Consider the following 25848-nt stretch of genomic DNA (forward strand, 5'->3'; position numbering starts at 1 on the left):
TCAAGTGGTGGTCGACGCCTTAGCAGCCTCCGCTGGAAGGGCCAGCCGTCCCCCCACGTCCGGCAGCGTTGCCGGACGGGCGTCAGGAGTTCACGTTGTCCACCACCGTGCAGGCAGAGGGAGCCGAGGGCCGCAAGGCCCAGCCGGACCACCTCGGCCATGTCATCTTCATCACCGCCGCCGCCGCGATGGGTGGCTTTCTCTTCGGCTACGACAGCTCGGTGATCAACGGAGCGGTCGAAGCCATCCGGGGCAAGTACGACATCGGCTCCGCGGCCCTCGCCCAGGTCGTGGCCATCGCCCTGATCGGCTCGGCCATCGGCGCCGCCACCGCGGGCCGGATAGCCGACCGGATCGGCCGGATCCGCGTCATGCAGATCGCCGCCGCCCTCTTCACGATCAGCGCGGTCGGCTCGGCGCTGCCCTTCTCGCTGTGGGACCTGGCGATGTGGCGGGTGCTCGGCGGTATCGGTATCGGCATGGCCTCGGTGATCGGCCCGGCCTACATCGCCGAGGTCGCCCCGCCCGCCTACCGCGGTCGGCTCGCCTCGTTCCAGCAGGCCGCGATCGTCGTCGGCATCGCCATCTCCCAGCTCGTCAACTGGGGCATCCTCAACCTCGCCGACGGCGACCAGCGCGGCCAGATCGCCGGTCTGGAGGCCTGGCAGTGGATGCTCGGCGTCATGGTCATCCCCGCCGTCCTCTACGGGCTGCTGTCCTTCGCCATCCCCGAGTCGCCCCGCTTCCTGATCTCCGCGGGCCGGACCGAGCAGGCCAAGCAGGTCCTCGAGGAGGTCGAGGGCAAGACCGTGGACCTCGATGTGCGGGTCGCCGAGATCGACCGGGCCATGCGCAGTGAGGAGAAGTCGACCTTCAAGGACCTCCTCGGCGGCCGGTTCGGTCTGCTGCCCATCGTCTGGATCGGCATCGGGCTCTCGGTCTTCCAGCAGCTCGTCGGCATCAACGTGGCGTTCTACTACTCCTCGACGCTGTGGCAGTCCGTCGGCGTCGACCCGAGCAGCTCGTTCTTCTACTCCTTCACCACGTCGATCATCAACATCCTCGGCACCGTGATCGCGATGATCTTCGTCGACCGGATCGGCCGCAGGCCGCTCGCGCTCATTGGCTCCGTGGGCATGGCCGTCTCGCTCGGCCTGGTGGCCTGGGCCTTCTCGGCACACCTGGTCGACGGCAAGCTGCCGCACGCCGAGGGCGTCCTGGCGCTGATCGCCGCCCACGCCTTCGTGCTCTTCTTCGCCCTCTCGTGGGGTGTGGTGGTCTGGGTCCTGCTCGGCGAGATGTTCCCGAACAAGATCCGCGCCGCGGCCCTCGGTGTCGCCGCCTCCGCCCAGTGGATCGCCAACTGGGCCATCACCGTCAGCTTCCCGAGCCTGTCGGAGTGGAACCTGTCGGCCACGTACATCATGTACACAGCCTTCGCCCTGCTCTCGATCCCGTTCATCCTCAAGTGGGTGCCGGAGACCAAGGGCAAGGCGTTGGAGGAGATGGGCTAACCCCCCCGCCGCCCACTCCTCGCACAGGAGAACTGCCCCGCCTCAGTCCTCGAGGCGGGGCAGCACTCGTTCCGCGAACAGCCGCAGGGACCGCCAGCCCTCCTCGACCGGCATCCCCCCGCACAGCGGATGGAGCACCAGGCTCGCCAACTCGCCGCCCTCCGCCGCGTACGCGACGCACTCCTCGGGGGTCACGATGCGGTAGACGCCCTCGCGGCGCAGCGCCTCCACGTCCTCGGCCCGTGAGCGCACCGCCGAGCGCACCGTGCCCTGCTGCCAGGAGGCATACCTGCGCGCCTCGTACAGCAGATGGGTGCCGTACCGCGCCCAGGCCCGTTCCGGGTCCTCGGACAGATGCAGCAGCGGGGTGGCCGCCGGGGGCATCAGACACCAGCCCTCGGTGCCGTACTCCGCCCGCCGCGCGTGGTAGTACGCCTCCAGCTCCGGCAGATGCGCGCTCGGGAAGAACGGCAGGCCGAGGCGGGCCGCGCGGCGGGCCGCCGCCTGTGAACTGCCGCCGACCAGCAGCGGCGGATGCGGCTGGGTGTACGGGCGCGGGGTGATCCGGACGGTGCGGCCCCGGTAGTCGAAGGGCTCGCCCGTCCAGGCCGCGAGCAGCGTCTCCAGCGCCTCGTCCTGCAGCGCCCCGCGCCGCTTCCAGTCCTTGTCCTGGGCCGCGTACTCCTCCGGCCGGTAGCCGATTCCCGCCACCGTGATCAGCCGTCCGCCACTGGCCAGATCCAGCACGGCGAGATCCTCGGCGAGCCGCAGCGGGTCGTACAGCGGCGCGATCAGCGCCGAGAGAGTGACGGTGATCCGGCGGGTGGCGCCCAGCAGCGTGCCCGCGAAGGGCAGCGGGGCGGGCAGCCAGTTGTCGGGGGAGCCGTGGTGCTCCTCGGTCTGGAGGGTGGAGATGCCCCGCTCATCGGCGAAGGCCGCCATTTCGAGGGCGGCACGGTACCGCTCGGACAGGCTGCGCGGGGTCGCGTCGGGATCGACGAGGTTGAGGCGTACGACCGTGACCGGCATGGCGGATGTCCTCCTTCGTCGCGGCTGTGGCAGCCGGACCGTAACTGACGGGCCGTCAAATCGCCACCCACATGGGCCGTTCGGGCCACCGCCCGGGCACGGCCGGGACGGATGACTCATGTGCCTGGGACGCGGGGCGGCCGATCGTAAGGGTCGGCCCGCCCCATGGGCCGCAGCCCACAACGCCAACTGAGGAGGGGTGCGTGACAATCAGCACGGGGGAATCACTCATCACCGCGGCCGACATCGACGACCTCATCAACCGGGTCCGGCTGACCGCGGGCGGCCCCGGGGACCTGGAATCCGCCAAGGCCGCGCTCTTCTCCGGCGCCGCCCCGGACCCCGAGGCCGCGCGGCTCATCCGGCAGCGGCTGCTGGTGACCGCCCTGCACCACGGGGGCGCGCTGCTGGCCAAGCTGCTCAGCCGGCTGAGCCCCCGCGAAACCGCGATGGTGCGCCGGTACGCACACCGGCTCGCCAACTTCCTGGACACGCTGGAGGTCTGGGCGGCGCAGCCCATCATGCTCGCCCTGATGCGCTTCGGACTGCCTTACGAAGAGGCCGAGACGATCGCCGTCGCCGTACTGGTGCTCGTCTGGTGAGCATCCGGCCCCGGCGCCGCCGACGGGATACGGAACGGGGGTGCTAGGAGGTCACCGGTTCGGGTGGGGCGCGGCATCCACGCACTTCACGGCCGCGGCGGCGGGTAGGGCTCGGGCGAGACCAAGGAGAACGACCATGCGCCCTACCCGAATCCGCACGGCGATCGCACTCGGCCTGAGCGCCGGGGCCGTCGTGTGGACCGCGGCCGCCTCACCCGCCACCGCCTCCTCCCCGGCCGCCACCTCCGAGGACACCGCCTGGCGGGAGGCGGGGCACTACGACACCACCGCGGCCTGCAAGCGCGCGGGCAAGGCGGGCATCGAGCGGCACAAGTGGGACGAGTACAAGTGCCGCCCCGGCCGCAACGACAACTACGTCACGCTGTGGGCCAGAGGCGGCTCCGGCGCGGCGCGCGCCCTGACCGCCGGGCCGGCCGTCGGCTGAGATGCGACATGCCGCACTGCCGAAGGACCGCGCCGTGCGCGCCGCGGGCGGGGTATCGGCACTGATCGTGGTGGTCCTGGCCGGATGGGTGGCCGGGATGCTGAGGGTCAACGACCAGTGGCTCGCGCTGGCCTATCCCCACCCCCGGGGCGCCACCGTGCTGACCCGGGTCGCCGTGGGCGTCCCGGTGCTGGGCGTCGGAGTGCTGCTGCTCGCCGAGCGCGAGGCCCGGCGCTACGGCGGCGTCCTGCTGGTGGCCGGCGGCCTGTGGCTGCTGCCCTCGGCCGCGGCCGGTCTGCTGGGCCTGGCCGACCTGGGCACCACGGGCGCCGTGCTGTCCCTGCTGCTCGCCGCCGCCAAGATGGCCTGCCGCCCGCTGACCGTGCTGCTGCTGCCGCTGTGGCTGTTCCCGCGGGGCGGGCGCCGGCGGTGGCAGTGGTGGGTGATCAGCCTGGGCGCGTCCGGCTACTGGCTGGGGTACTCGGGGCTGTGGCTGATCAGCGAGCCCCGGGTGGGCTCCGTGCTCAACCCGGCGTTCGCCACCGCGGGCGGCCAGTGGGCCTTCGACCACCTCGACACCTACGCCGAAGCCGAGCCCTGGGTGCTGCGCAGCGTCGCGGCGGCCGTGACCGCCGCCCTGTGCTGCCGCGCGGCCCTCTCGCGCGGCGCCGAGCGGCGCGACTGGGCGCTGCTGGCCGCCGCCTATCCGGCCTGTGTCTCGCTCCTCCTGTCCCAGTGGGGCGAGGGCGTGCCCACCATCGTGGCCCGCACCGTCGGCAGCGCCGTATGGGCCGCCGCGATCTGCCTCGGCGTCGCCCGCACCGGCATATGGCGGCTGGACCGCTCCACCAGCCACCGCCTCGCCCGCGCCTTCGTACTCACCTCACTGGCGGCCGTGGTGGTCTGCGCGGTCGTCGCCGTCCAGGCCGGACTCCCCTCCGTACGGAGCGGGGCCACCACCGTCACCGCCGGGTGTGCCCTGGTGCTGGGCTGGGGGCTGCGGCCCAGCGCCCGCTGGCTCACCCTCTGCGTCGAGCGCGCCTTCTACGGTCCCCGGGCCCGCCCGCACGAAGCCGTGAGCGCCCTCGCCGTAAGGCTGCAACAGGCCCCGCACCCCGGCGAGGTGCCCCAGCAGATCTGCCGCAGCGCCGTGGAGGACCTCGGCGTCTCGGGCGCCGCCGTCAGCGTCGACACCCGCGCCGGGCCCCGGCGGCTGGCCTCCGAGGGGGCGCCGCTGACCGGCCCGGTCCAGACGTTCGTGCTACGCCACCACGGCCGCACCGTCGGCCGCTTGGAGGTCTCCCGCGACGGCTCCGGCACCCCGGCGGAACGCGACAGCGGACTGCTCTCCGTCCTCGCCGACCAGGCCGCCCCCGCTCTCGCCGCGCTGCGCTTGGCCGAGGAGGCCCAGGCCGCCCGGGAGCGGCTGGTGCTCGCCCGCGAAGAGGAGCGCCGTCGGCTGCGCTGGGAGATCCACGACGGACTCGGCCCCCAACTGGCCGCCGTAAGGCTGCGCCTGGACATCGCGCAGACCTCCTGTCCGCCCGGTCACCCCGCCACCCCGCAGCTGTGCGAGGCCGCCGAGACGCTCGCCGAGGCCCTGGTCGAGGTGCGGCGGATCACCGCGGGCCTGGCGCCTGCCGCGCTGGCCGAGCGCGGACTGGCCGGTGCGGTCCGGGACCTGGCACACCGGCTGGGCGTCGCCGGGCTACGGGTCAGCGTCGCCAGCCTCCCCGCGGCACTGCCTCCGCTGTCGCCCGGCGTCGAGACGGCGGCGTACCGGATCGCGGCGGAGTCGCTGACCAACGCCGTACGACACGCCAGGGCGCGCCAGGTGAGCGTCGAGCTGACCGCGGGCCCGGACACCCTTGAGGTCAAGGTCACCGACGACGGGAGCGGACTGCGCGAGACCGCGGTGCCCGGGGTCGGCCTCGCGTCGGTCACCGAACGGGCCGAGGAGATCGGCGGCTCCTGCTCGGTGACCGGATCGGCGACCGGCACGGTGGTCCACGCGGTACTGCCGCTCGCCGGACCGGGCGAACACGGCAACCCCGAGGAGCACCGGAAGCCCACGGGGCACGAGGCGTGCCGGGCGCTGCTCAAGACAAGCAGACCGATGAGTCGGGCGCCTTAGGGCGGCATGGAGCCTCCGGGTGCTGGGGTCTTCGGGCCGGGCGCCGCCGTTTTGGGGCGCTTGGCTGAGCGGAAGGGCACCGTAGGGCTTCCGGATGCTTGGCCTTACCGGCCGGGGGTGCCTGCCAGCAGCAACCAAGGCGAGTCGAAGGATGCCCCTGCGCATCGGGCGCTTGGGTCTTCCGGCCGGGGGCACCTCCCAGCGGTAGCTGGGGGCGAGCCGAAGGGGCGCGTCGCTGTCGAAAGGGAGAGCGCGCGCAGGGCGCGAGGGCTGCGATCGATATGCGGCTCCGCCGCGTGGGCGACCGAGCACGGTCGACCGTCGACAGGGGGTACCTCCCAGCGGTGGCTGGGGAGGCTGAGGCGCCCCGGAGGCGAACCGAGCCTCGAAAAAGAAGGAGCATAGCGTGCCGCAGTGGCGGGTACTGCTGGTGGACGATCATCCCCTCTTCCGTGAGGGTCTGGCCGCCGCCGTCAATCTCGATGACGCGTTCGCCGTCGTCGGCCAGGCGGCCTGCGCGGACGGGGCGATAACCGAGGCCGTGCGCACCGCGCCGGATCTGGTGGTGATGGATCTCGGGCTGCCGGGCCGCTCCGGTCTGGAGGCGACGCGGCGGATCTTGTGCGATCACCCTGAGATCCGGGTGCTGGTCATGACGATGTCCGAGGATGACGACAGCCTGTTGGCCGCCGTGCGCGCGGGGGCCCGCGGCTATCTGCTCAAGGGCGCGGGCCGGGACGAGATCCTGCGGGCGCTGCACACCGTGGCGCGCGGCGGCGCGGTCTTCAGCCCGCGGATGGCCGAGCGGCTCGGCGCGCTGGTCGGCGCCTCCGGTTCGGCGTCCGCCAAGGAGGCGTTCCCGACTCTGACGGCCCGGGAGCGGGAGGTGCTGGACCTGCTCGCGGCCGGTCTCGGCTACCGTCAGATCGCCCAGCGGCTGGTGGTCACCGACAAGACGGTGCGCAATCACGTCGGCTCGATCTTCGCCAAGCTCCAAGTGCGCGACCGCGCCCAGGCGATCGTGCGTGCCCGGCAGGCCGGGCTGGGAGGCGAATGACTCGCTCCCCCTCGTGGCTGATACTGGGGGGCGTTATGGAATACCTCATCCTTGCCGTAGTCATCGCTGTGGTCGCGGTCGCCGCGATCAGCGGGCTCGTGATCAGCGGCCGCAAGAAGAAGCGGCTGCCCCCGCCCCCGCCCAGCAGCCCCACCGTCACCGCGCCGCCCGCCGAACCGCACGTCGGCGAGGAGGCCGAAACCCCGCGTGAGGAACCACGCAGAACCATCGAGGAGGTGGACCTTCCGGGGACCGAGGCCCCGGCCGCGGAGGCACCCGCCGCCGCCCCGCCCGAGGTTCCGCCGATCGAGGTCCCGGAGCCGACCGCCGGCCGGCTGGTCCGGCTGCGCGCCCGGCTGTCCCGCTCCCAGACCACTCTGGGCAAGGGGCTGCTGACGCTGCTGTCCCGGGAGCACCTCGACGACGACACCTGGGAGGAGATCGAGGACACGCTGCTGACCGCCGACGTCGGTGTGGCGCCGACCGAGGAGCTGGTCGAGCGGCTGCGCGAGCGCGTCAAGGTGCTCGGCACTCGTAGCCCCGACGAGCTGCGCGGTCTGCTGCGTGAGGAGCTGCTGCGCCTCATCGGCACCGAGGCCGACCGTTCGGTGCACACCGAGAGCGGTGTGGGCGCGAACGGTGAGGAGAAGCCGGGCGTCGTCATGGTCGTCGGCGTCAATGGCACCGGTAAGACCACCACGACCGGCAAGCTGGCCCGGGTGCTCGTCGCGGACGGCAAGTCCGTGGTGCTCGGCGCGGCCGACACCTTCCGCGCCGCCGCCGCCGATCAGCTGCAGACCTGGGGCGAGCGGGTCGGCGCCCGTACGGTCCGGGGGCCGGAGGAAGGCGACCCGGCGTCGGTCGCCTTCGACGCGGTGAAGGAGGGCATCGCGGAGGGCGCGGATGTCGTCCTGATCGACACCGCCGGGCGGCTGCACACCAAGACCGGTCTGATGGACGAGCTGGGCAAGGTCAAGCGGGTCGTGGAGAAGCACGGCGCGGTGGACGAGGTGCTGCTCGTCCTCGACGCCACGACCGGGCAGAACGGCCTGGTGCAGGCGCGGGTGTTCGCGGAGGTCGTGGACATCACCGGCATCGTGCTGACCAAGCTGGACGGCACCGCCAAGGGCGGCATCGTCGTCGCGGTCCAGCGTGAGCTGAAGGTCCCGGTCAAGCTGGTGGGGCTGGGCGAGGGCGCGGATGATCTCGCGCCGTTCGAGCCGGAGGCGTTCGTCGACGCGCTGATCGGCGGCTGAGGCCGTGGTGGGGGGATCACCCGTATCGCGCCGGACGGGCCGGGGTTGGTTCCCGGCCCGTCCGGCGTTCGTGTACGGCTTTCACGGCGTCCGCGTACGGGGCGCTCGCGTAGGACTGGCGTAAGAGGGGAGCTGCGGGTGCTCGCGTAGCTGCGGGTGCTCGCGTAGGGGGAGCTGCCTCAGGCCCCGGCCCGGTGGCTCAGATAGGCGAGGGTGCCAAGGACCAGCCGGGCGTGCGGCGGGCGGCCCGCGGTGTCGAGGGTCGGCGGGCGCAGCCAGCGGACCGGTCCGAGGCCGCCGAGGTCCGAGGGCGGGGCGGTGATGTGGTCGCCGGGGCCCAGACAGCGCAGATCGAGGTCGGCGTCGTCCCAGCCCATGCGGTACAGCAGCTCGGGGAGTTCGGCGGCGGCCCCGGGGGCGACGAAGAACTGGGCGCGCCCGTGCGGGGTGACGGCCACCGGGCCGAGGGGCAGCCCCATCCGCTCCAGCCGGACCAGCGCGTGTCCGCCCGCGTACTCCGCGACCTCCAGGACGTCGAACGAGCGGCCCACGGGCAGCAGCACGGCCGCCCCCGGGACCTGCTCCCACGCGGCCGCGGCGGCGTCCAGCGTGGCGCCCGCCGGGACGCCGGGGGCGAAGGAGAGCGGATGCGCGCCGGGAGAGGGACAGCCGTGGTCGCCGCATGAACATTCGTTTCTGCCGCCCCCCGAGCTCCGTGCCGCCCGCGCGCCCGGCACCACGTCCCAGCCCCACAGACCGGTGTACTCCGCCACCGTCGTGGACTCGGACGTACGGCCGCGGCGCCGTGAGCCGGACCGCATGTCCCGGTTGCCGCCGATCGTGAAGCCCATGCCCCCTCCAACGGGTCCCGCTCTGGATGGTTACGAGCCGGAACGTCGCGATGACGCTCCGTCGTCGATGAGGCGCGGCAGAGTGCGCTCCGATGTGACGGAGGTGGTGAGGCGTGACCCGTGCGCCCCCGCCTGCACCCCTTCACCTGTTTCCCGTCGCCCCGGTGTCAAGTGAATCGTGCGAACCGGTAACCGGGTTCATTCGAAGGGGTGGCGAATGGTGGCGTTTTCGGGAACCGCCTCGCCGGGGGCGTGATCGTAGGATTACTTTCAGTGCACAGTCCCTGGATGTGGTGCTCGCTCGAACGCGAGCTGACGACGGGCGGAGTACGGATCGGTACATGCCCCTGGCATGAGGCGGTTCCCTGTCGGGACGGTTGATACGTCGCATCCCGGGGACAACTGACCGTGACAGAAGGCATTCTGGTGGCGGTTCGGGAAGATTCGTGGGATGGGGGCGTTCCGGGTGGGCGACGGCGGCGGCGGTGCTGGGAAGCGCCCCAATGCGCAATTGCAGTCGTGGTTCGTGCGCAGCGGCTGGTCAAAGGGGGAGCTGGCGCGCCAAGTCAACCGCAGAGCGCGGCAGTTAGGCGCCCACCACATCAGCACGGACACCTCGCGGGTGCGCCGCTGGCTGGACGGCGAGCAGCCCCGGGAGCCGATTCCGCAGATTCTCTCCGAATTGTTCTCCGAGCGCTTCGGCTGTGTGGTCGGCATCGAGGACCTCGGGCTGCGCGCCGTCCACCGGTCACCGTCCGTGTCCGGTGTGGATCTTCCCTGGGCCGGGCCCGAAACGGTCGCGCTGATCGGCGAGTTCTCCCGCAGCGACCTGATGCTCGCCCGCCGCGGCTTCCTCGGCACCTCGCTCTCGCTGTCCGCGGGCCCCGCCCTCATCGAGCCGATGCAGCGCTGGCTGGTGCCCTCCACGAGCGGACAGCTTGGCGGCGCCAAGGCGGCGGACGCCGGGCGCGCGCGCCGGGTCTCCCGGCTCTCCGAGCCGGAGCTGGAGTTGCTGGAGTCCACCATCGTGATGTTCCGCGCCTGGGACGCCCAGTGCGGCGGCGGGCTGCGCCGCAAGGCGGTGGTCGGCCAGCTGCACGAGGTCACCGACCTGCTCCAGGAGCCGCATCCGGAGGCCGTCTCCCGGCGGCTGTTCAAGGTCGCGGGCGAGCTCGCCCAGCTGGCCGGGTGGATGAGCTATGACATCGGGCTCCAGCCCACCGCGCAGAAATACTTCGTGCTCGCCCTGCACGCCGCCAAGGAGTCCGGGGACCGCCCCCTCGGCTCGTACATCCTCTCCGGCATGAGCCGCCAGATGATCCACGTCGGCCGGCCCGACGACGCGCTGGAGCTGATCCACCTCGCGCAGTACGGCAGCCGGGAGAACGCCACCCCGCGCACCCAGGCCATGCTGTATGCGATGGAAGCCCGCGCCTACGCCAATATGGGCCAGCCCAGCAAGTGCCACCGCGCGGTGAAGATGGCCGAGGACACCTTCGCCGACTGCGCCAAGGGCGACAGCGACCCCGACTGGATCCGCTTCTTCTCCGAGGCCGAGCTCAACGCGGAGAACGCCCACTCCTACCGCGATCTCGCCTATGTCGCCGGCCGCAGCCCCACCTACGCCAAGATGGCCGACCCGGTGATGCGCCAGGCCGTGAAGCTCTTCGGCCAGGAGGCGGAGAACGACGCGGGCCCCCAGCGTTCGTATGCGCTCAACCTGATCGGCATGGCCACCGTCCATCTCCTCCAGAGGGAGCCGGAGCAGGCCGCCGGGGTCGCCCGCCTGGCGCTGCCGCTCGCCAAGCGGGTGCGCTCGGAGCGGGTCAACAACCGGCTGCGCAAGACCGTGGACACGGCGGTGCGCCAGTTCGGCGACGTGCCGGAGATCGCCGATCTCGGCGAGCGGCTGGCCACCCTCATGCCCGATACGCCGGGAGCTGCCGGGCCCGGCCAGGCCGTCTGAGCGGTCCCGGCGGTGGTTGCGACACGATAACGGAGGGCTCCGCCCTGACAGCCGCGGTTCATCGGCACGTAACACTCCCGCGGCCTTCGTCACTGCGGTGAAACATCGGGCGGCATCGGCTGAAACGGTGCTGCGCCAACCTCGAGGCGAATACCGGCCCCCGATGTCCTGCCCGCACGGGCCGTCGTTTCGAGGAGACGTCCACATTGAATGGCGCAAATACCGCGTTCGTATTGATCAGCGCCGCGCTCGTGATGCTGATGACCCCTGGCCTGGCCTTCTTCTACGGCGGCATGGTGCGGGTGAAGAGCGCCCTGAACATGCTGATGATGTCCTTCATCTCGCTCGGCGTCGTTTCGCTGCTGTGGGTGCTGTTCGGCTACTCGCTCACCTTCGGCGATGACATCGGCGGCGGGCTGCTGGGCAATCTCGACCACATAGGCTTCAAGGGCATCGAGCCGACCTCCCTGTGGGGCGAGAAGCCCGACGCGATCCCGGTCCTGGCCTTCGCGCTCTTCCAGCTGATGTTCGCGGTGATCACCCCCGCGCTGATCAGCGGAGCCGTCGCCGACCGCGTCAAGTTCGGTGCCTGGGCCCTGTTCATCACCCTGTGGACCACGGTCGTCTACTTCCCGGTAGCCCACTGGGTCTGGCAGGCCGACGGCTGGCTGTTCAAGAAGGAGGTCATCGACTTCGCGGGCGGTACGGCGGTCCACATCAACGCGGGTGCCGCGGGCCTGGCCGTGGCCCTGGTGCTCGGCAAGCGCATCGGCTTCAAGAAGGACCCGATGCGCCCCCACAACCTGCCGCTGGTGATGCTCGGCTCCGGCCTGCTGTGGTTCGGCTGGTTCGGCTTCAACGCCGGCTCCGCCCTCGCGGCCAACGGGACCGCCGCCAACATGGCCTTCAACACCCAGGTCGCCACCGGTGTCGCGATGCTCGGCTGGCTCGCCTACGAGCGCATCCGGCACGGCGCGTTCACCACGCTGGGCGCCGCCTCCGGCGCGGTCGCGGGCCTGGTCGCCATCACCCCCTCGGGTGCGGCGGTGAACGCCTGGGGCGCCATCGTGATCGGCCTGGTGGCCGGTGTCGTCTGCTCCTGGGCCGTCAGCCTCAAGTACAAGCTCGGCTACGACGACTCGCTCGACGTGGTCGGGGTGCACCTGGTCGGCGGTGTCATCGGCACCCTCCTGGTGGGCGTCCTGGCCACCGACGGCGTCGGCGGCGCGACCCAGTTGGGCAAGCAGGCGCTCGGCGCCTTCACGGTGCTGCTCTACTCCTTCGTCGTCTCCTGGATCCTCGCCAAGCTCATCGACGTGACCATCGGCTTCCGGGCCAGTGAGGACGAGGAGCTCGGCGGCATCGACCAGGCGTTCCACGCCGAGACCGCCTATGACTTCAGCGCGGTGGGCGGGTCCGCCCGTAGTACGGTGCCCGCCGCGACCGGCGCGTCCGCGCCGCAGAAGCCGCACAACAAGAAGGTGGACGCGTGAAGCTCATCACCGCAGTCGTGAAGCCGCACCGGCTCGACGAGATCAAGGAAGCGCTGCAGGCGTTCGGCGTCCAGGGCCTGACCGTCACCGAGGCCAGCGGCTACGGCCGTCAGCGCGGCCACACCGAGGTCTACCGGGGCGCGGAGTACACCGTCGATCTGGTGCCGAAGGTGCGCATAGAGGTGCTGGTCGAGGACGAGGACGCGGACGACCTCGTCGACGTCGTGGTCAAGGCCGCCCGCACCGGAAAGATCGGGGACGGCAAGGTCTGGAGCGTCCCCGTCGAGACCGCCGTCCGGGTCCGTACCGGGGAGCGCGGCCCGGACGCACTCTGAGGGCCGGGCCGGACGCCCTCCGAGGGCCCGGCACGAGCCGGACAACCAGTCGCACGCTGACAGGGAGCCGAGTTGACGGAAAGCCTCGAGACCACGACCGACACCACCGACTCGGGGCCCGGCGGCTACGCGGCGGCCCGGCTGCGACTCCTCCAGGAGGGGTCGCGGTCCGGGCCGCCGCGCCGTTCCGCCCTGGCCGAACTCACCGACCAGTGGCTCGCCGCGCTGCTCACCGGCGGGGCACAGACCGCCGGGATCGGCCAGGGCGTCGCCCTGGTGGCGGTCGGCGGCTACGGACGCGGCGAACTCTCCCCGCGCAGCGACCTGGATGTGCTGCTGCTGCACGACGGCTCCGCCGACCGCTCGGCCCTCGCCGCGCTCGCCGACCACGTCTGGTACCCGGTCTGGGACATGGGCCTCGCCCTCGACCACTCGGTGCGCACCCCCGACGAGGCCCGCGCGACCGCCGCCGACGAGCTGAAGGTCCAGCTCGGCCTGCTCGACGCCCGCCACATCGCGGGCGACCAGACGCTCACCGCCGATCTGCGCACCACCGTCCTCGCCGACTGGCGCGCCCAGGCCCCGCGGCGGCTGCCCGAGCTCCACGCGCTGTGCCAGGAGCGCGCCGAACGCCACGGTGAGCTGCAGTTCCTGCTCGAACCCGATCTGAAGGAGGCCCGCGGCGGGCTCCGCGACGCCACCGCGCTGCGCGCCATCGCCGCCTCCTGGCTCGCCGACGCGCCTCGCGAGGGCCTCGACGACGCGCGGCGCCGGCTGCTGGACGCCCGCGACGCGCTCCATCTGTCCACCGGCCGCGCCGCCGACCGCCTCGCGCTCCAGGAACAGGACCAGGTCGCGGGCGCCCTCGGGCTGCTGGACGCCGACGCCCTGCTGCGCCAGATCTACGAATCCGCCCGGATCATCTCCTACGCGAGCGATGTCACCTGGCGCGAGGTAGAGCGGGTGCTGCGCGCCCGCTCGGCCGCCCGGCCCCGGCTGCGCGGACTGCTCGGCGGCCTCGGCGGGCGCTCGGGCGGCCGTGGGGGCGCCGGAGGCGGCGCGGACACGGGGGAGCGCAGCCCGCTCGCCGAGGGCGTCGTGGAACAGGACGGCGAGGTGGTGCTGGCCCGCACCGCGCGCCCCGACCGTGACCCCGTGCTCACCCTGCGGGCCGCCGCGGCCGCCGCCCAGGCCGGACTTCCGCTGTCGCCGCACGCCGTAAGACGGCTGTCCGCCGCCGCCCGGCCGCTGCCCGTGCCGTGGCCGCCCGAGGCCAGGGAGCAGCTGATCACGCTGCTGGGCGCGGGCGAGTCCACCGTCGGCGTGTGGGAGGCACTGGAGGCCGAGGGGCTGATCACCCGGCTGCTGCCGGACTGGGAGCGGGTGCGCTGCCGTCCGCAGCGCAACGCCGTCCACCGCTGGACCGTGGACCGGCATCTGGTCGAGACCGCGGTCCGGGCCAGCGCGCTCAGCCGCCGGGTCGGCCGCCCCGATCTGCTGCTGGTCGCCGCGCTGCTGCACGACATCGGCAAGGGCTGGCCCGGCGACCACTCGGTGGCCGGGGAGACCATCGCCCGCGACGTCGCCGCCCGTATCGGCTTCGACCGTGCGGATGTCGCGGTCCTCGCCACCCTCGTACGCCACCATCTGCTGCTCGTCGAGACCGCCACCCGGCGCGACCTGGACGACCCGGCCACGGTGCGCTCGGTCGCCGAGGCCGTCGGCGGCGCCATCACCCTGGAACTGCTGCACGCCCTCACCGAGGCCGACGCGCTCGCCACCGGCCCCGCGGCCTGGAGCGCCTGGCGCGGCTCCCTCGTCGCCGACCTGGTCAAACGGGTCTCGGCGGTGCTCGCGGGCGAACCCGCGGACGACTGGTCCACCCCGCAGCAGACGACGGCCGAACAGGAACGCCTCGCGATCGAGGCATGGCGCACCGGCGGCCCGGTGCTGGCCCTGCACGCACGCTCCGAGGCGCTGGCACCGGGCGGGGCGGGTCTCCTTACGGGCGGCCTCCCAACAGACGGAGCCCTTACGGGCGCCGCCGAAGGGCCGCCGGAGGACGAGGCCACCGGCCCCGAGCCGATCGGCGTGGAACTGCTCATCGCCGTCCCCGACCAGCCCGGCGTCCTTGCCACGGCGGCCGGCGTCCTGGCCCTGCACCGCCTTACGGTGCGCGCGGCGGACCTGCGCGCCCTCGAGCTGCCGTCGGAGCTGGACGCGGCGGGCGCGGCGGGCGGCGTGCTGCTGCTGAGCTGGCGGGTCGCGGCCGAGTACGGTTCCCTGCCGCAGGCCGCCCGACTCCGGAACGACCTGCTCCGCGCCCTGGACGGCTCGCTCGACATCGTCGCCCGCCTCGCCGAACGCGAGGCCGCCTACCGCAAGTACCCACGCCGCCGCGGGGTGCACGCCCCACCACCACGGGTGACGGTCGCACCCGGCAGCTCCCAGCTCGCCACGGTGATCGAGGTCCGCGCCCAGGACGCCCCCGGTCTGCTGCACCGGATCGGCCGTGCCCTGGAGGACACCGGGGTCGCGGTGCGCAGCGCCCATGCCTCCACCCTCGGCGCCAACGCCGTGGATGCGTTTTATGTCACGGACAGCTCCGGCGCCCCCCTGAAGCCCATGCACGCGGCCGAGGTGGCCCAAAAGGTCGAGCGAGCGCTGACCAGCCCGTCCGACGCTTGAGCAGGGAGACCCGGGCGGCTGGGCGCCGCCGCCCAGCCAAGGTGCCGCTTCCTGGCCTCTCCGGCGTTTTCCCAGCCTCTCCGACGCTTGAGGAGCGGGTCCGGGACGGAGAGGCGCCATTTCCCAGCCCGTCCGGTGCTTGAGGAGTGGGTCTGGGGTGGGCAGGTCACTTCCCAGCCTCTCCGGTGCTTGAGGAGCCGGTCTGGGGCGGAGAGGCGCCATTTCCCAGCCCCTCCGGCGTTTGAGGAGCGGGGTCCGGGGCGGAGCCCCGGCGGGGGTGCGGGGGCGGAGCCCCCGGAACGGGGCCCGGGGCGCAGCCCCGGTTCGGGAAGGGGCGGGGTGGGGAAAGACGCCCCGTCCGGGCGTCGCACGCCCGGGGGCAGACCGTTCCCGCGACGGGCGGATACCCTTGGAGCCCGACCACCGACCCGACATCCGACCGAAGGATTCGCGACCACCGTGTTCGATACCCTCTCCGATCGCCTCGCAGCGACTTTCAAGAACCTCCGGGGCAAGGGACGCCTCAGCGAGGCGGACATCGACGCCACGGCACGCGAGATCCGGATCGCCCTGCTCGAGGCCGACGTGGCGCTGCCCGTCGTCCGGTCGTTCATCAAGCAGGTCAAGGAGCGGAGCCTCGGGGCCGAGGTCTCCCAGGCGCTCAACCCCGCCCAGCAGGTCATCAAGATCGTCAACGAGGAGCTGATCGGCATCCTCGGCGGCGAGGAGCGGCGCCTCCGCTTCGCCAAGCAGCCGCCGACCGTGATCATGCTCGCGGGTCTGCAGGGTGCCGGTAAGACCACGCTCGCCGGAAAGCTCGGCCGCTGGCTGAAGGGCCAGGGCCACGCCCCGCTGCTCGTCGCCTGTGACCTCCAGCGCCCCAACGCGGTCAACCAGCTCTCGGTGGTCGCGGAGCGGGCCGGCGTCGCCGTCTTCGCCCCCGAGCCGGGCAACGGCGTCGGCGACCCGGTCAAGGTGGCGCAGGACTCGATCGAGTTCGCCCGGACCAAGCAGCACGACGTCGTGATCGTCGACACCGCGGGCCGCCTCGGCATCGACGAGGAGCTGATGCGGCAGGCCGCCGACATCCGCGACGCGGTCCGCCCGGACGAGGTCCTCTTCGTCGTCGACGCGATGATCGGCCAGGACGCGGTGAACACCGCGGAGGCGTTCCGCGACGGCGTCGGCTTCGACGGTGTGGTGCTCTCCAAGCTGGACGGCGACGCGCGCGGCGGTGCCGCGCTGTCCATCGCGCATGTCACCGGCCGCCAGATCATGTTCGCCTCCAACGGCGAGAAGCTGGACGACTTCGACGCGTTCCACCCGGACCGCATGGCGTCCCGCATCCTCGGCATGGGCGACATGCTCAGCCTGATCGAGAAGGCCGAGCAGACCTTCAGCCAGCAAGAGGCCGAGAAGATGGCGGCCAAGCTGGCGAAGGGCCCCAAGGAGTTCACGCTCGACGACTTCCTGGCGCAGATGGAGCAGGTCCGCAAGATGGGCTCCATCTCCAAGCTGCTCGGCATGCTGCCGGGCATGGGCCAGATGAAGGACCAGATCAACAACCTGGACGAGCGGGAAGTGGACCGCACCGCGGCCATCATCAAGTCGATGACCCCGGGCGAGCGCCAGGACCCCACGATCATCAACGGCTCGCGCCGCGCCCGTATCGCCCGCGGTTCCGGCGTCGAGGTGAGCGCGGTCAAGAACCTGGTGGAGCGGTTCTTCGACGCGCGCAAGATGATGTCGAAGATGGCCCAGGGCGGCATGCCGGGGATGCCCGGGATGCCCGGGATGCCGGGCGTGGGTGGCGGAAAGCGCAAGGGCAAGCAGCAGAAGAAGGCCAAGGGGAAGCAGCGCAGCGGAAATCCGTTGAAGCGCGCTCAGCAGGAGCAGGAAGCCGCGGCGCGCCGCGAGCAGGGCGGCGCGTTCGGGCTGCCCAGTGGCGGACAGGACGGACAGAACTTCGAACTTCCCGACGAGTTCAAGAAGTTCATGGGCTGAGCCGCCCCGGCGCCCCCCGAGGCGTCCCCGTACGAACGAACCGTAAGGCCCCTGCGCGCATGGCGGATTCCAGGGGCCTTACGTGACGGTCCCGTTCAGACGCGGCAGATCAGATAGCGGAAGACATTCGGCATCCACACCGTGCCGTCCGCGCGCTGATGCGGATGGAGCGCCTCGGTGATCTCCTTGCGGATCTGGATGGGATCCGTGACCCGCTCCGCCGCGTCGAACAGCCCCGTCGACAGCAGCCCGCGCACCGCGCTGTCCATGTCGGCGTAGCCGAACGGGCAGGCCACCCGGCCCGATCCGTCGGGCCGCAGCCCGGCCGGCGCGGCCAGTTCCTCCAGGTCGTCGCGGCCGCACGGCCACCAGCGCGCGGCGGGGGGCGCCTCAGCCTCCCGGTGGTGGCCGGGGGAGCCCATCGGATCGGCGAGCCGGGCGCCCACCCGCAGCACCCCGGAGGTGGCGCAGCGCTCCGGCGGCCCCCATCCGGCGAGCACCACGGCCCCGCCGCGCTCGGTGCGCGCCGTGGCGGCCGCGAGGGCGGACGCCGCGGCGGACACCTCCGCCCCGGGGCCTATCCCGCCCGGGGCCGACAGCGGCTCGAAGGCGGTCACCACCGTGAAGGCCGACTCCGCCGCGGCCTCCCGTACGCAGGGGCTCTCCGGGCCGCCGAGGCCCAGCCGGGCGGGCAGCGCCGGGCCGCCCGGCGCGCCCACGGCCGTCAGCCGCTGGCGCGCGAGGTCCAGGCGCCGCTCGTCCGTGTCCACCCCGCAGACTGTGGCGCCGCGCGCGGCCGCCATGAGGAGGGCGAGCCCGGAGCCGCAGCCCAGGCCCAGCAGCCGGGTCCCGGCGCCGACGTCCAGCCGTTCGTACACGGCCTCGTACAGCGGGACCAGCATCCGCTCCTGGATCTCCGCCCAGTCGCGGGTGCGGGCGTGGGCGTCCGTCGTCCGCGACGAGGAGGGGTGCGGGCGGTGCCGCTGTACGAGCGTAGATGTCATCGAAAGGGCCCCAATCAGCGAAGAGCAGTGCCGTCGTCAGATTCGGTGTCACATCCGCCGTTGCGCGTTGTGACGTCCCACCCCCAAATGCCAGGGAACTCCGCATCCGTCCCCGAGTCCAGAGGTTTCACGGCCGTGCTTGCGTGCCCCCTTTGTGCGCCCCCGTACACCTGTGCGTACCTCTCGCTCCCCGAACCGCCCCCTGAACTCCGCCGGGCTGGTGGCCGGTGTCGGGCGATGGCCGGCAATGATCGGCTCGTTTTGCTTGATTCACGGTTCGGTACCCCACCGCCGTACGATCGGCGCCATGGCCAAGGCTCCCGTGCTCACCCCGCGGGCGGAGGACTTCCCCCGCTGGTACCAAGATGTGATCAACAAGGCCGAGCTGGCCGACAACGGCCCGGTGCGCGGCACCATGGTGATCCGACCGTACGGGTACGGGCTGTGGGAGCGGATGCAGCAGGACATGGACGCCCGCATCAAGGCGGTCGGCGTCCAGAACGCGTACTTCCCGCTCTTCATCCCGCAGTCGTATCTGGCCAGGGAAGCCGATCACGTCGAGGGGTTCGCGCCGGAGCTCGCGGTCGTCACCCATGGCGGCGGTAAGGAGCTCGAGGAGCCGGTCGTCGTCCGGCCCACCTCCGAGACGATCGTCAACGAGTACTTCTCCAAGTGGGTGCAGAGCTACCGCGATCTGCCGCTGCTGATCAACCAGTGGGCCAATGTGGTGCGTTGGGAGCTGCGGCCGCGGCTGTTCCTGCGGACGACCGAGTTCCTGTGGCAGGAGGGGCACACCGCGCACGCGTCGTACGAGGACGCCAGGGACTTCGCCGGCCGGATCCACCGCGAGGTCTACGCCCGGTTCATGGAGGACGTCCTGGCGATGGACGTGGTCCTGGGCCGCAAGACCGCCCGGGAACGGTTCGCCGGCGCCCTCAACACCCTCACCCTCGAAGGGATGATGGGCGACGGCAAGGCGCTGCAACTGGGCACCAGCCATGAGCTCGGCCAGAACTTCGCCCGGGCCTTCAACACCAGCTATCTGTCCAAGGACGGCGAGCAGGAGCTGGTCTGGCAGACCTCCTGGGGCAGCACGACCCGGATGGTCGGCGCGCTGGTGATGATGCACGGCGACGACAACGGCCTGCGGATTCCGCCGAGGCTGGCCTCGATCCAGGTCGTGGTGCTGGCGATCAAGGGCGACGACGCGGTGCTCGCCAAGGTCCGCGAGATCGGCGAGCTGCTCTCCGCGGCGGGCGTGCGGGTCCACGTCGACGACCGTACGGACACCCCCTTCGGCCGCCGCGCGGTCGACTGGGAACTCAAGGGCGTGCCGGTCCGGGTCGAGGTCGGCCCGCGTGACCTGGAGGGCGGCACCGCGATGGTGGCCCGGCGGATCCCCGGCGGCAAGGAGCCGGTGCGCGCCGAGCTGCTGCCGGAGCTGCTGCCCAAGGTCCTGGAGGAGGACCAGGCGCTGCTGCTGCGGCAGGCCCGTGAGCGCCGTAAGGCGCGCACCACGGAGGTGGCGACCATGGAGGAGGCCGCCGAGGCCGCGGTGGCGGGCGGCTGGGTCCGTATCCGGTGGGCGGACCTGGGGCCGGAGGGCGAGGCGGCGCTCGCCGAGCGATCCGTGTCCGTCCGGTGTCTGGTCACCGAGGACGGGGCGGTGCCGGACGCCGACGACGCTCCCGGTAACGTCGCGATCGTCGCGAGGGCCTACTGAGGCGGTACGTACCGGCTTGATGCACGGTGCGTGGCTCATCCACACATTTACGCACCCGCCCCTCGTCGTCGTACATCACCGTGAACTGACTGGTACGTGCAAATTATTTGGGATGCCCCGGAATCGGAACACCGGACCGGTCCTGCTCGTTAGCACGACGTGAGCACGACACCACCTGTTCTCGCCGCAGAGCTGGCGCAGGCGTGGGCCGACATTCAACGGCACCACTCCGAGCTGCCAGATCTCGCCGCGCCCGAATCGCTGATCGGAGAGTCGTCGTCCGCATGTGGCGCCGAGCTCTCCTTCGAACGGCTGCTGCATGAGGCAGTCCATGGGATCGCCGCCGCCCGCGGTGTCCGTGACACCTCACGCGCCGGCCGCTACCACAACCGCCGGTTCCTGGCGATCGCCGAGGAGCTGGGGCTCGACCACCCCGAGGAGCCGCATCCCAGTAGCGGCTTCTCGCTGGTCACCCTCAGCCCCGAGGCGAGAAAGCGGTACCGGACCACGATCGACCGCCTCCAGCGCGCGCTGAAGGCGCACACCGTGGCGACCACCGCCGAGACCTCCCGCACCTTCCGCGGGCCCGCCGCGCGCCACGGCTCGTCCGGTGGCGGGGTCCGGGTCAAGGCGGTGTGCGACTGCGGGCGCAATGTCCGGGTCGTCCCGTCGGTGCTGGCCCAGGCGCCGATCATGTGCGGTGGATGCGGTAAGCCCTTCCGCATTCCGGAGGCGGTGGCCGCGGTCGGCTGACCTGTCCCGGTGTGGCAGAATGGTCTGCTGTACTCGACAGCCGACCAGGACCCCTCTCTCCTCCGGCTGACGCGTCCATCGGGCACTCGGGTACCGCAACCCCACGCGGCACGTAGCAGTGCTCAACCACGTCAAGACCAGGAGACACCACTTCCGTGGCAGTCAAGATCAAGCTGAAGCGTCTGGGCAAGATCCGTTCGCCTCACTACCGCATCGTCGTCGCCGACTCCCGCACCCGCCGTGACGGCCGGGCGATCGAGGAGATCGGCCTGTACCACCCGGTGCAGAACCCGTCGCGCATCGAGGTCGACTCGGAGCGTGTGCAGCACTGGCTGAAGGTCGGCGCGCAGCCGACCGAGCCCGTGCTGGCCATCCTGAAGGTCACCGGCGACTGGCAGCAGTTCAAGGGTCTGCCCGCCCCGGCTCCGATGAAGGTCGCCGAGCCGAAGGCCGACAAGCGCGCCCTGTTCGAGGCGGCCGCCAAGGACGCCGGAGACGAGCCGAAGGGTGAGGCGATCACCCAGAAGGCGAAGAAGGCCGAGAAGAAGTCGGACGAGGCGGCTGACTCCGCTGAGTCCACCGCGTCGACTGAGGCCTGAGGATGCTCGAGGAAGCCCTCGAGCACCTGGTGAAGGGCATCGTCGACAACCCCGACGACGTGCAGGTGGCCTCGCGCACCCTGCGGCGTGGGCGTGTGCTGGAGGTCCGGGTGCACCCCGATGACCTCGGCAAGGTGATCGGCCGCAACGGCCGCACCGCACGCGCCCTGCGCACCGTCGTGGGCGCCATCGGCGGCCGCGGGATCCGCGTCGACCTCGTCGACGTCGATCAGGTCCGCTGAGGCGATCAAGAAGAGCACCGGCACGGGCCGGGGAGGGCTTTGGGCCGTCCCCGGCCCGTGTGTGTGAAGGGACATCGCATCGTGCAGTTGGTTGTCGCGCGGATCGGCCGTGCCCATGGCATCAAGGGCGAGGTCACCGTCGAGGTGCGGACGGACGAGCCGGAGCTGCGGCTCGGCCCGGGTGCCGTGCTGACCACCGAGCCCGCCTCGGCCGGGCCGCTGACCATCGAGACCGGCCGGGTACACAGCGGCCGGCTGCTGCTGCGCTTCGAGGGCGTACGCGACCGCAGCGCCGCGGAGGCGCTGCGCAACATCCTGCTGATCGCGGAGGTCGACCCCGAGGAACTCCCCGAGGATCCCGAGGAGTTCTACGACCATCAGCTGATCGACATCGACGTGGTCACCGTGGACGGCACCGAGGTCGGGAGGATCTCCGAGATCTCCCATCTGCCGTACCAGGACCTGCTGATCGTGAAGCGCCCCGACGGGGGTGAGGTGATGGTCCCGTTCGTCTCCGAGTTCGTGCCGGAGATCGATCTGGAGGCGCAGCGCGCCGTGATCGACCCGCCGCCGGGCCTGCTCGACGAGGCCGAGGCGGAGATCGCGGGCAGCCGTAAGGACGAGACCGCGGGTGGCCGTAAGGACGAGGCCGCCGACAGTCGTACGGGCGAGACCGACGGCAGCCGTAAGGGCGACACCGCGAGCGGCCGTGAGGACGAGTCGTCATGAGGCTCGACGTCGTCACGATCTTCCCCGAGTACCTGGAGCCGCTGAACGTCTCGCTGGTCGGCAAGGCACGCGCCCGCGGCCAACTCGACGTGCGGGTCCACGATCTGCGCGGCTGGACGCACGACCGGCACAACACGGTCGACGACACCCCGTACGGCGGCGGCCCCGGCATGGTCATGAAGCCCGAGCCCTGGGGCGAGGCACTTGACTCGATCATGGAGTCGGGCGAGGCGGAGGGGCTGGTCAAGCCCACGCTGATCGTGCCGACCCCGAGCGGCCGTCCGTTCACCCAGGCCCTCGCCGTCGAGCTCGCCGAGCGCCCCTGGCTGGTCTTCACGCCCGCCCGCTACGAGGGCATCGACCGTCGGGTGATCGAGGAGTACGGCGAGCGGCTCGAGGTCCACGAGGTCTCGATCGGCGATTACGTGCTGGCCGGCGGCGAGGCCGCGGTGCTGGTGATCACCGAGGCGGTGGCCCGGCTGCTGCCGGGCGTGCTGGGTAACGCCGAATCGCATCGCGACGACTCCTTCGCCCCCGGCGCGATGGCCGACCTCCTGGAGGGGCCCGTCTACACCAAGCCTCCCGAGTGGCGCGGCCGCTCCATCCCGGAGGTGCTGATCAGCGGCCACCACGGCAGGGTCGGCCGCTGGCGCCGGGACGAGGCGTTCCGCCGCACCAGCGAGAACCGCCCCGATCTGATCGAGCGCTGCGACCCGGCGACGCTCGACAAGCACGACCGCGCGCTCCTGGCCGAGCTGGGCTGGGAGGAGCTCCCCGGGACCGGCGGGGCCCGATTTGGGCGGCCGGACCGGGCCGTGGAAGAATAGGCCGCTGCCGTACGTCCGGGTGTGCGCCCCTGCCACAGGGGGACCGACGCCCACCCGATGAGGGCGGCACTCCGAATCATCATCCGATATGCCGCTGATGACCTGTGGCATCAGCGAGGAAAGCAGACGATCATGTCTCACCTGCTCGACACCGTCGACTCCGCGTCGCTGCGCAGCGACATCCCGACCTTCCGCCCCGGCGACACGGTCAACGTCCACGTCCGCGTCATCGAGGGCAACCGCTCCCGTGTCCAGCAGTTCAAGGGCGTCGTCATCCGCCGCCAGGGCTCCGGTGTCCGCGAGACCTTCACCGTCCGCAAGGTGAGCTTCAGCGTCGGCGTGGAGCGCACCTTCCCGGTGCACACCCCGATCGTCGAGAAGATCGAGGTCGTCACCCGCGGTGATGTGCGCCGGGCGAAGCTGTACTACCTGCGCGACCTCCGCGGCAAGGCCGCCAAGATCAAGGAGAAGCGCGACAACTGAGATCGCGGCGATTTTGCGCGACTACTGAGCTACCGCCGGATCATCCGGCCGGGCCGGATAGGCTCTGGCCCGATGAACACCGAAGGACAGCTCGCGGAGCGCGACCGCTCCCGGGGCTCCGAGAAGGAGCGCGAGGGGCGGTCGCGCTCTTCGCATGCTCCGGCGCGGGCCGCGGAGCCCTCGTCCGCCGGGCGGCTGCCGCGATGGCTGACCGGCGGCGGGCGATGGCGGCGCGGGGCGCTGCTCGCGGCGGCCTGCGCCGCGCTCGTGCTGCTGGTGAGCGGCTTTGTGCTGCAGCCGTTCCTGATCCCCAGCGGTTCGATGGAGAACACCCTCCGTCCCGGGGACCGGGTACTGGTGAACAAGCTCGCCTACCGTTTCGGGGACGATCCGCGCCGCGGCGACGTTGTCGTGTTCGACGGAGCCGGTTCCTTCGGTGAGGAGGAGCCGTCCGGAAACCCGGTGACCGGTCTGCTGCGCAAGGCCGCCGCGGCGGTCGGGCTGGCCGAACCGGCCGAGTCCGACTACGTCAAGCGCGTGGTGGGCATCGGTGGTGACCGGGTCACCTGCTGCGACAAGCGGGGGAGGATCGAGGTGAACGGCCGGCCGGTGGACGAGCACTATCTGCACCCCGGGGACAGCCCCTCGCGGGTGCCCTTCGACATCGTCGTGCCCGAGGGGCGGCTGTGGGTCATGGGCGACCACCGCGACGCCTCCCGGGACTCACGCGACTATCTGGGCGCGCCGGGCGGGGGCACGGTCCCCGTCGACAAGGTGATCGGCCGCGCCGCATGGATCGCCTGGCCGTTCGGCCGCTGGTCCGGTGTGCCCCGCACGGACGCCTTCGCGGGCGTGCCCGCGGCGCCCGGCGCCATACCCTCCGATGCCCCCGGTGGTGCCCATGGGTAGCCGCGGGCGGCCTCGTGCCAAGGCGCGCCAGGTGGCGGGTCCGCCCGCCGGTGTGGACGCCACCCGTGCGCCGGGCGAGCGCCGGGTGGGCGGGCGCGCGGAGCGGCGCAGGATCCAGCGCCGTATCAAGCGCAGGCGGCGCCGTTCGGCCGTCAAGGAGATACCCATCCTGGTGGGCGTGGCGCTGGTGATCGCGCTCGTCCTGAAGACCTTCCTGGTGCAGGCGTTCGTCATTCCGTCCGGTTCGATGGAGCAGACCATCCGGATCGGCGACCGGGTGCTGGTGGACAAGTTCACCCCGTGGTTCGGCTCGAAGCCGGAGCGCGGCGATGTGGTGGTGTTCAAGGACCCCGGGGGCTGGCTGGAGGACGAGCGCAAGCCCCCCAAGGACGACCCGCCGGTCATCAAGCAGGGCAAGGAGTTCCTGACCTTCATCGGCCTGCTGCCGTCCTCCGACGAGCAGGACCTGATCAAGCGGGTGGTCGCGGTGGGCGGCGACACGGTGGCGTGCTGCGATACGAACGGTAAGGTCACCGTCAACGGGACCCCGCTGAACGAGCCGTATCTGCACCCCGGGAACCCGCCGTCGCAGCGGCAGTTCAAGGTGACCGTCCCTCAGGGGCGGATGTTCGTCATGGGCGATCACCGGTCCAACTCGGCGGACTCCCGTGTCCATCTCGACGAGCCCTATCAGGGCACGGTCCCGGACAACATGGTGGTCGGCCGCGCCGTGGTGATCGCATGGCCGTTCGGGCATATGCGGCGGCTCGAGGAGCCGGACACCTACGCTTCCGTCAAGGACGCGCCGAGTGGGGCGACACAGGCCCAGGGCGCGGCGCATAGGCTGTCCCCCATGGATCAGCAAGGAATGGTCCAGCTCCCGACCCCTGCGGAACTCCCGCTCGTTATGGGAGTGGTGATCCTGCGCCATTCGTGGGGCAGGCGGCAGTCAGGCGTGAGGAGTGGATGTGGGGGATTTGGCGGTCGGCGCACGATCCGGTCACGAAGAGCCCGAGAGGCAGCCCGGGACGACGGGAGAGCACCCCACGGACGGGACGGACGAGGCGCCCGAAGCCGGTGTACCCACGGACAAGGCGGCCGGCCGCCCCAGGGCGTCCGACCCACACGGAGCCGATGGCGGGCAGGATCCCTCCGGCCCCCCGGACGGACCCGGCGCCACTGACCCGTCCGGGTCCGAGGACGGG

The 25848-nt window shown here is 71.9% G+C and carries 23 protein-coding genes; 20 read left to right on the plus strand and 3 right to left on the minus strand.

Annotation, left to right across the window (positions count from 1 at the left end; translation table 11 throughout):
• Window positions 1–95: 95 nt before the first annotated feature.
• Window positions 96–1514: a sugar porter family MFS transporter gene (locus CGL27_RS33225; RefSeq protein ID WP_119991628.1), complete on the plus strand. Its 1419-nt coding sequence runs from the start codon at window positions 96–98 to the stop codon at window positions 1512–1514.
• A 42-nt stretch (window positions 1515–1556) separates the two neighbouring features.
• Here the strand turns inward: CGL27_RS33225 and CGL27_RS33230 are convergent, their stop codons facing one another.
• On the minus strand, window positions 1557–2543 hold the full coding sequence (locus tag CGL27_RS33230; protein ID WP_078643971.1) for an LLM class flavin-dependent oxidoreductase: 987 nt from the start codon (window positions 2541–2543) through the stop codon (window positions 1557–1559).
• 203 nt (window positions 2544–2746) lie between these two features.
• Here CGL27_RS33230 and CGL27_RS33235 point away from each other — a divergent pair, with 203 nt between their 5' ends.
• The 5 genes from CGL27_RS33235 (at window position 2747) to ftsY (ending at window position 8037) form a co-directional block, all read left to right on the plus strand.
• Complete coding sequence (locus CGL27_RS33235) at window positions 2747–3145, plus strand: hypothetical protein (protein ID WP_119991629.1); 399 nt, start codon at window positions 2747–2749, stop codon at window positions 3143–3145.
• Window positions 3146–3281: 136 nt separating this feature from the next.
• The gene (locus CGL27_RS33240) at window positions 3282–3590 is read left to right on the plus strand and encodes a hypothetical protein (protein WP_078643974.1); all 309 of its coding nucleotides are present in this window, start codon (window positions 3282–3284) and stop codon (window positions 3588–3590) included.
• Window position 3591: 1 nt separating this feature from the next.
• On the plus strand, window positions 3592–5724 hold the full coding sequence (locus tag CGL27_RS33245; protein ID WP_237299249.1) for an ATP-binding protein: 2133 nt from the start codon (window positions 3592–3594) through the stop codon (window positions 5722–5724).
• A 406-nt stretch (window positions 5725–6130) separates the two neighbouring features.
• Complete coding sequence (locus CGL27_RS33250; RefSeq protein ID WP_119991630.1) at window positions 6131–6781, plus strand: response regulator transcription factor; 651 nt, start codon at window positions 6131–6133, stop codon at window positions 6779–6781.
• 35 nt (window positions 6782–6816) lie between these two features.
• Window positions 6817–8037 carry a signal recognition particle-docking protein FtsY gene (gene ftsY, locus CGL27_RS33255; protein WP_119991631.1) on the plus strand — a complete coding sequence of 407 codons (1221 nt, stop codon included), beginning with the start codon at window positions 6817–6819 and terminating at the stop codon, window positions 8035–8037.
• A gap of 179 nt (window positions 8038–8216) precedes the next feature.
• On the opposite strand, the gene CGL27_RS33260 is transcribed toward ftsY, so the two are convergent.
• Window positions 8217–8888 carry a bifunctional DNA primase/polymerase gene (locus CGL27_RS33260; RefSeq protein WP_059144190.1) on the minus strand — a complete coding sequence of 224 codons (672 nt, stop codon included), beginning with the start codon at window positions 8886–8888 and terminating at the stop codon, window positions 8217–8219.
• Between the two features lie 451 nt (window positions 8889–9339).
• Here CGL27_RS33260 and CGL27_RS33265 point away from each other — a divergent pair, with 451 nt between their 5' ends.
• The 5 genes from CGL27_RS33265 (at window position 9340) to ffh (ending at window position 17374) form a co-directional block, all read left to right on the plus strand.
• On the plus strand, window positions 9340–10854 hold the full coding sequence (locus CGL27_RS33265; RefSeq protein WP_078643979.1) for a hypothetical protein: 1515 nt from the start codon (window positions 9340–9342) through the stop codon (window positions 10852–10854).
• A gap of 206 nt (window positions 10855–11060) precedes the next feature.
• Window positions 11061–12347: an ammonium transporter gene (locus tag CGL27_RS33270; protein ID WP_119991632.1), complete on the plus strand. Its 1287-nt coding sequence runs from the start codon at window positions 11061–11063 to the stop codon at window positions 12345–12347.
• Entirely contained in the window at window positions 12344–12682 is a 339-nt protein-coding gene (locus CGL27_RS33275) for a P-II family nitrogen regulator (protein ID WP_014055184.1), read from the plus strand. The genes CGL27_RS33270 and CGL27_RS33275 overlap by 4 nt, the downstream gene beginning before the upstream one ends.
• Before the next feature lie 72 nt (window positions 12683–12754).
• Complete coding sequence (locus CGL27_RS33280; RefSeq protein ID WP_119991633.1) at window positions 12755–15370, plus strand: [protein-PII] uridylyltransferase; 2616 nt, start codon at window positions 12755–12757, stop codon at window positions 15368–15370.
• Between the two features lie 459 nt (window positions 15371–15829).
• The gene (ffh, locus tag CGL27_RS33285; protein WP_119991634.1) at window positions 15830–17374 is read left to right on the plus strand and encodes a signal recognition particle protein; all 1545 of its coding nucleotides are present in this window, start codon (window positions 15830–15832) and stop codon (window positions 17372–17374) included.
• 95 nt (window positions 17375–17469) lie between these two features.
• Here the strand turns inward: ffh and CGL27_RS33290 are convergent, their stop codons facing one another.
• Window positions 17470–18378, minus strand: a complete 909-nt coding sequence (locus CGL27_RS33290) for a methyltransferase domain-containing protein (RefSeq protein ID WP_119991635.1) — start codon at window positions 18376–18378, stop codon at window positions 17470–17472.
• Window positions 18379–18685: 307 nt separating this feature from the next.
• Between CGL27_RS33290 and proS the strand changes: the two genes are divergently transcribed.
• The 9 genes from proS (at window position 18686) to lepB (CGL27_RS33335) (ending at window position 25826) form a co-directional block, all read left to right on the plus strand.
• The gene (gene proS / locus CGL27_RS33295) at window positions 18686–20101 is read left to right on the plus strand and encodes a proline--tRNA ligase (RefSeq protein WP_119991636.1); all 1416 of its coding nucleotides are present in this window, start codon (window positions 18686–18688) and stop codon (window positions 20099–20101) included.
• Between the two features lie 159 nt (window positions 20102–20260).
• Window positions 20261–20854, plus strand: a complete 594-nt coding sequence (locus tag CGL27_RS33300) for a hypothetical protein (protein WP_014055189.1) — start codon at window positions 20261–20263, stop codon at window positions 20852–20854.
• Window positions 20855–21009: 155 nt separating this feature from the next.
• A complete protein-coding gene (gene rpsP / locus CGL27_RS33305; protein ID WP_078643988.1) occupies window positions 21010–21453 on the plus strand; it encodes a 30S ribosomal protein S16 in 444 nt (147 codons plus the stop codon).
• A 2-nt stretch (window positions 21454–21455) separates the two neighbouring features.
• Window positions 21456–21695: an RNA-binding protein gene (locus tag CGL27_RS33310; RefSeq protein WP_003980229.1), complete on the plus strand. Its 240-nt coding sequence runs from the start codon at window positions 21456–21458 to the stop codon at window positions 21693–21695.
• Window positions 21696–21776: 81 nt separating this feature from the next.
• Window positions 21777–22424, plus strand: coding sequence for a ribosome maturation factor RimM (gene rimM / locus CGL27_RS33315; protein WP_119994668.1), 648 nt, complete (start codon window positions 21777–21779; stop codon window positions 22422–22424).
• Complete coding sequence (trmD, locus tag CGL27_RS33320) at window positions 22421–23251, plus strand: tRNA (guanosine(37)-N1)-methyltransferase TrmD (RefSeq protein WP_078643990.1); 831 nt, start codon at window positions 22421–22423, stop codon at window positions 23249–23251. Before rimM ends, trmD begins: the two co-directional genes overlap by 4 nt.
• A gap of 132 nt (window positions 23252–23383) precedes the next feature.
• Window positions 23384–23734, plus strand: a complete 351-nt coding sequence (gene rplS / locus CGL27_RS33325; protein WP_014055193.1) for a 50S ribosomal protein L19 — start codon at window positions 23384–23386, stop codon at window positions 23732–23734.
• Between the two features lie 72 nt (window positions 23735–23806).
• The gene (gene lepB, locus CGL27_RS33330) at window positions 23807–24643 is read left to right on the plus strand and encodes a signal peptidase I (protein WP_078643991.1); all 837 of its coding nucleotides are present in this window, start codon (window positions 23807–23809) and stop codon (window positions 24641–24643) included.
• Window positions 24636–25826, plus strand: coding sequence for a signal peptidase I (lepB, locus tag CGL27_RS33335; RefSeq protein ID WP_119991637.1), 1191 nt, complete (start codon window positions 24636–24638; stop codon window positions 25824–25826). The genes lepB (CGL27_RS33330) and lepB (CGL27_RS33335) overlap by 8 nt, the downstream gene beginning before the upstream one ends.
• Window positions 25827–25848: the final 22 nt, after the last annotated feature.

The organism is Streptomyces sp. 11-1-2 (assembly GCF_003595545.1).
Taxonomy (GTDB): domain Bacteria; phylum Actinomycetota; class Actinomycetes; order Streptomycetales; family Streptomycetaceae; genus Streptomyces; species Streptomyces hygroscopicus_B.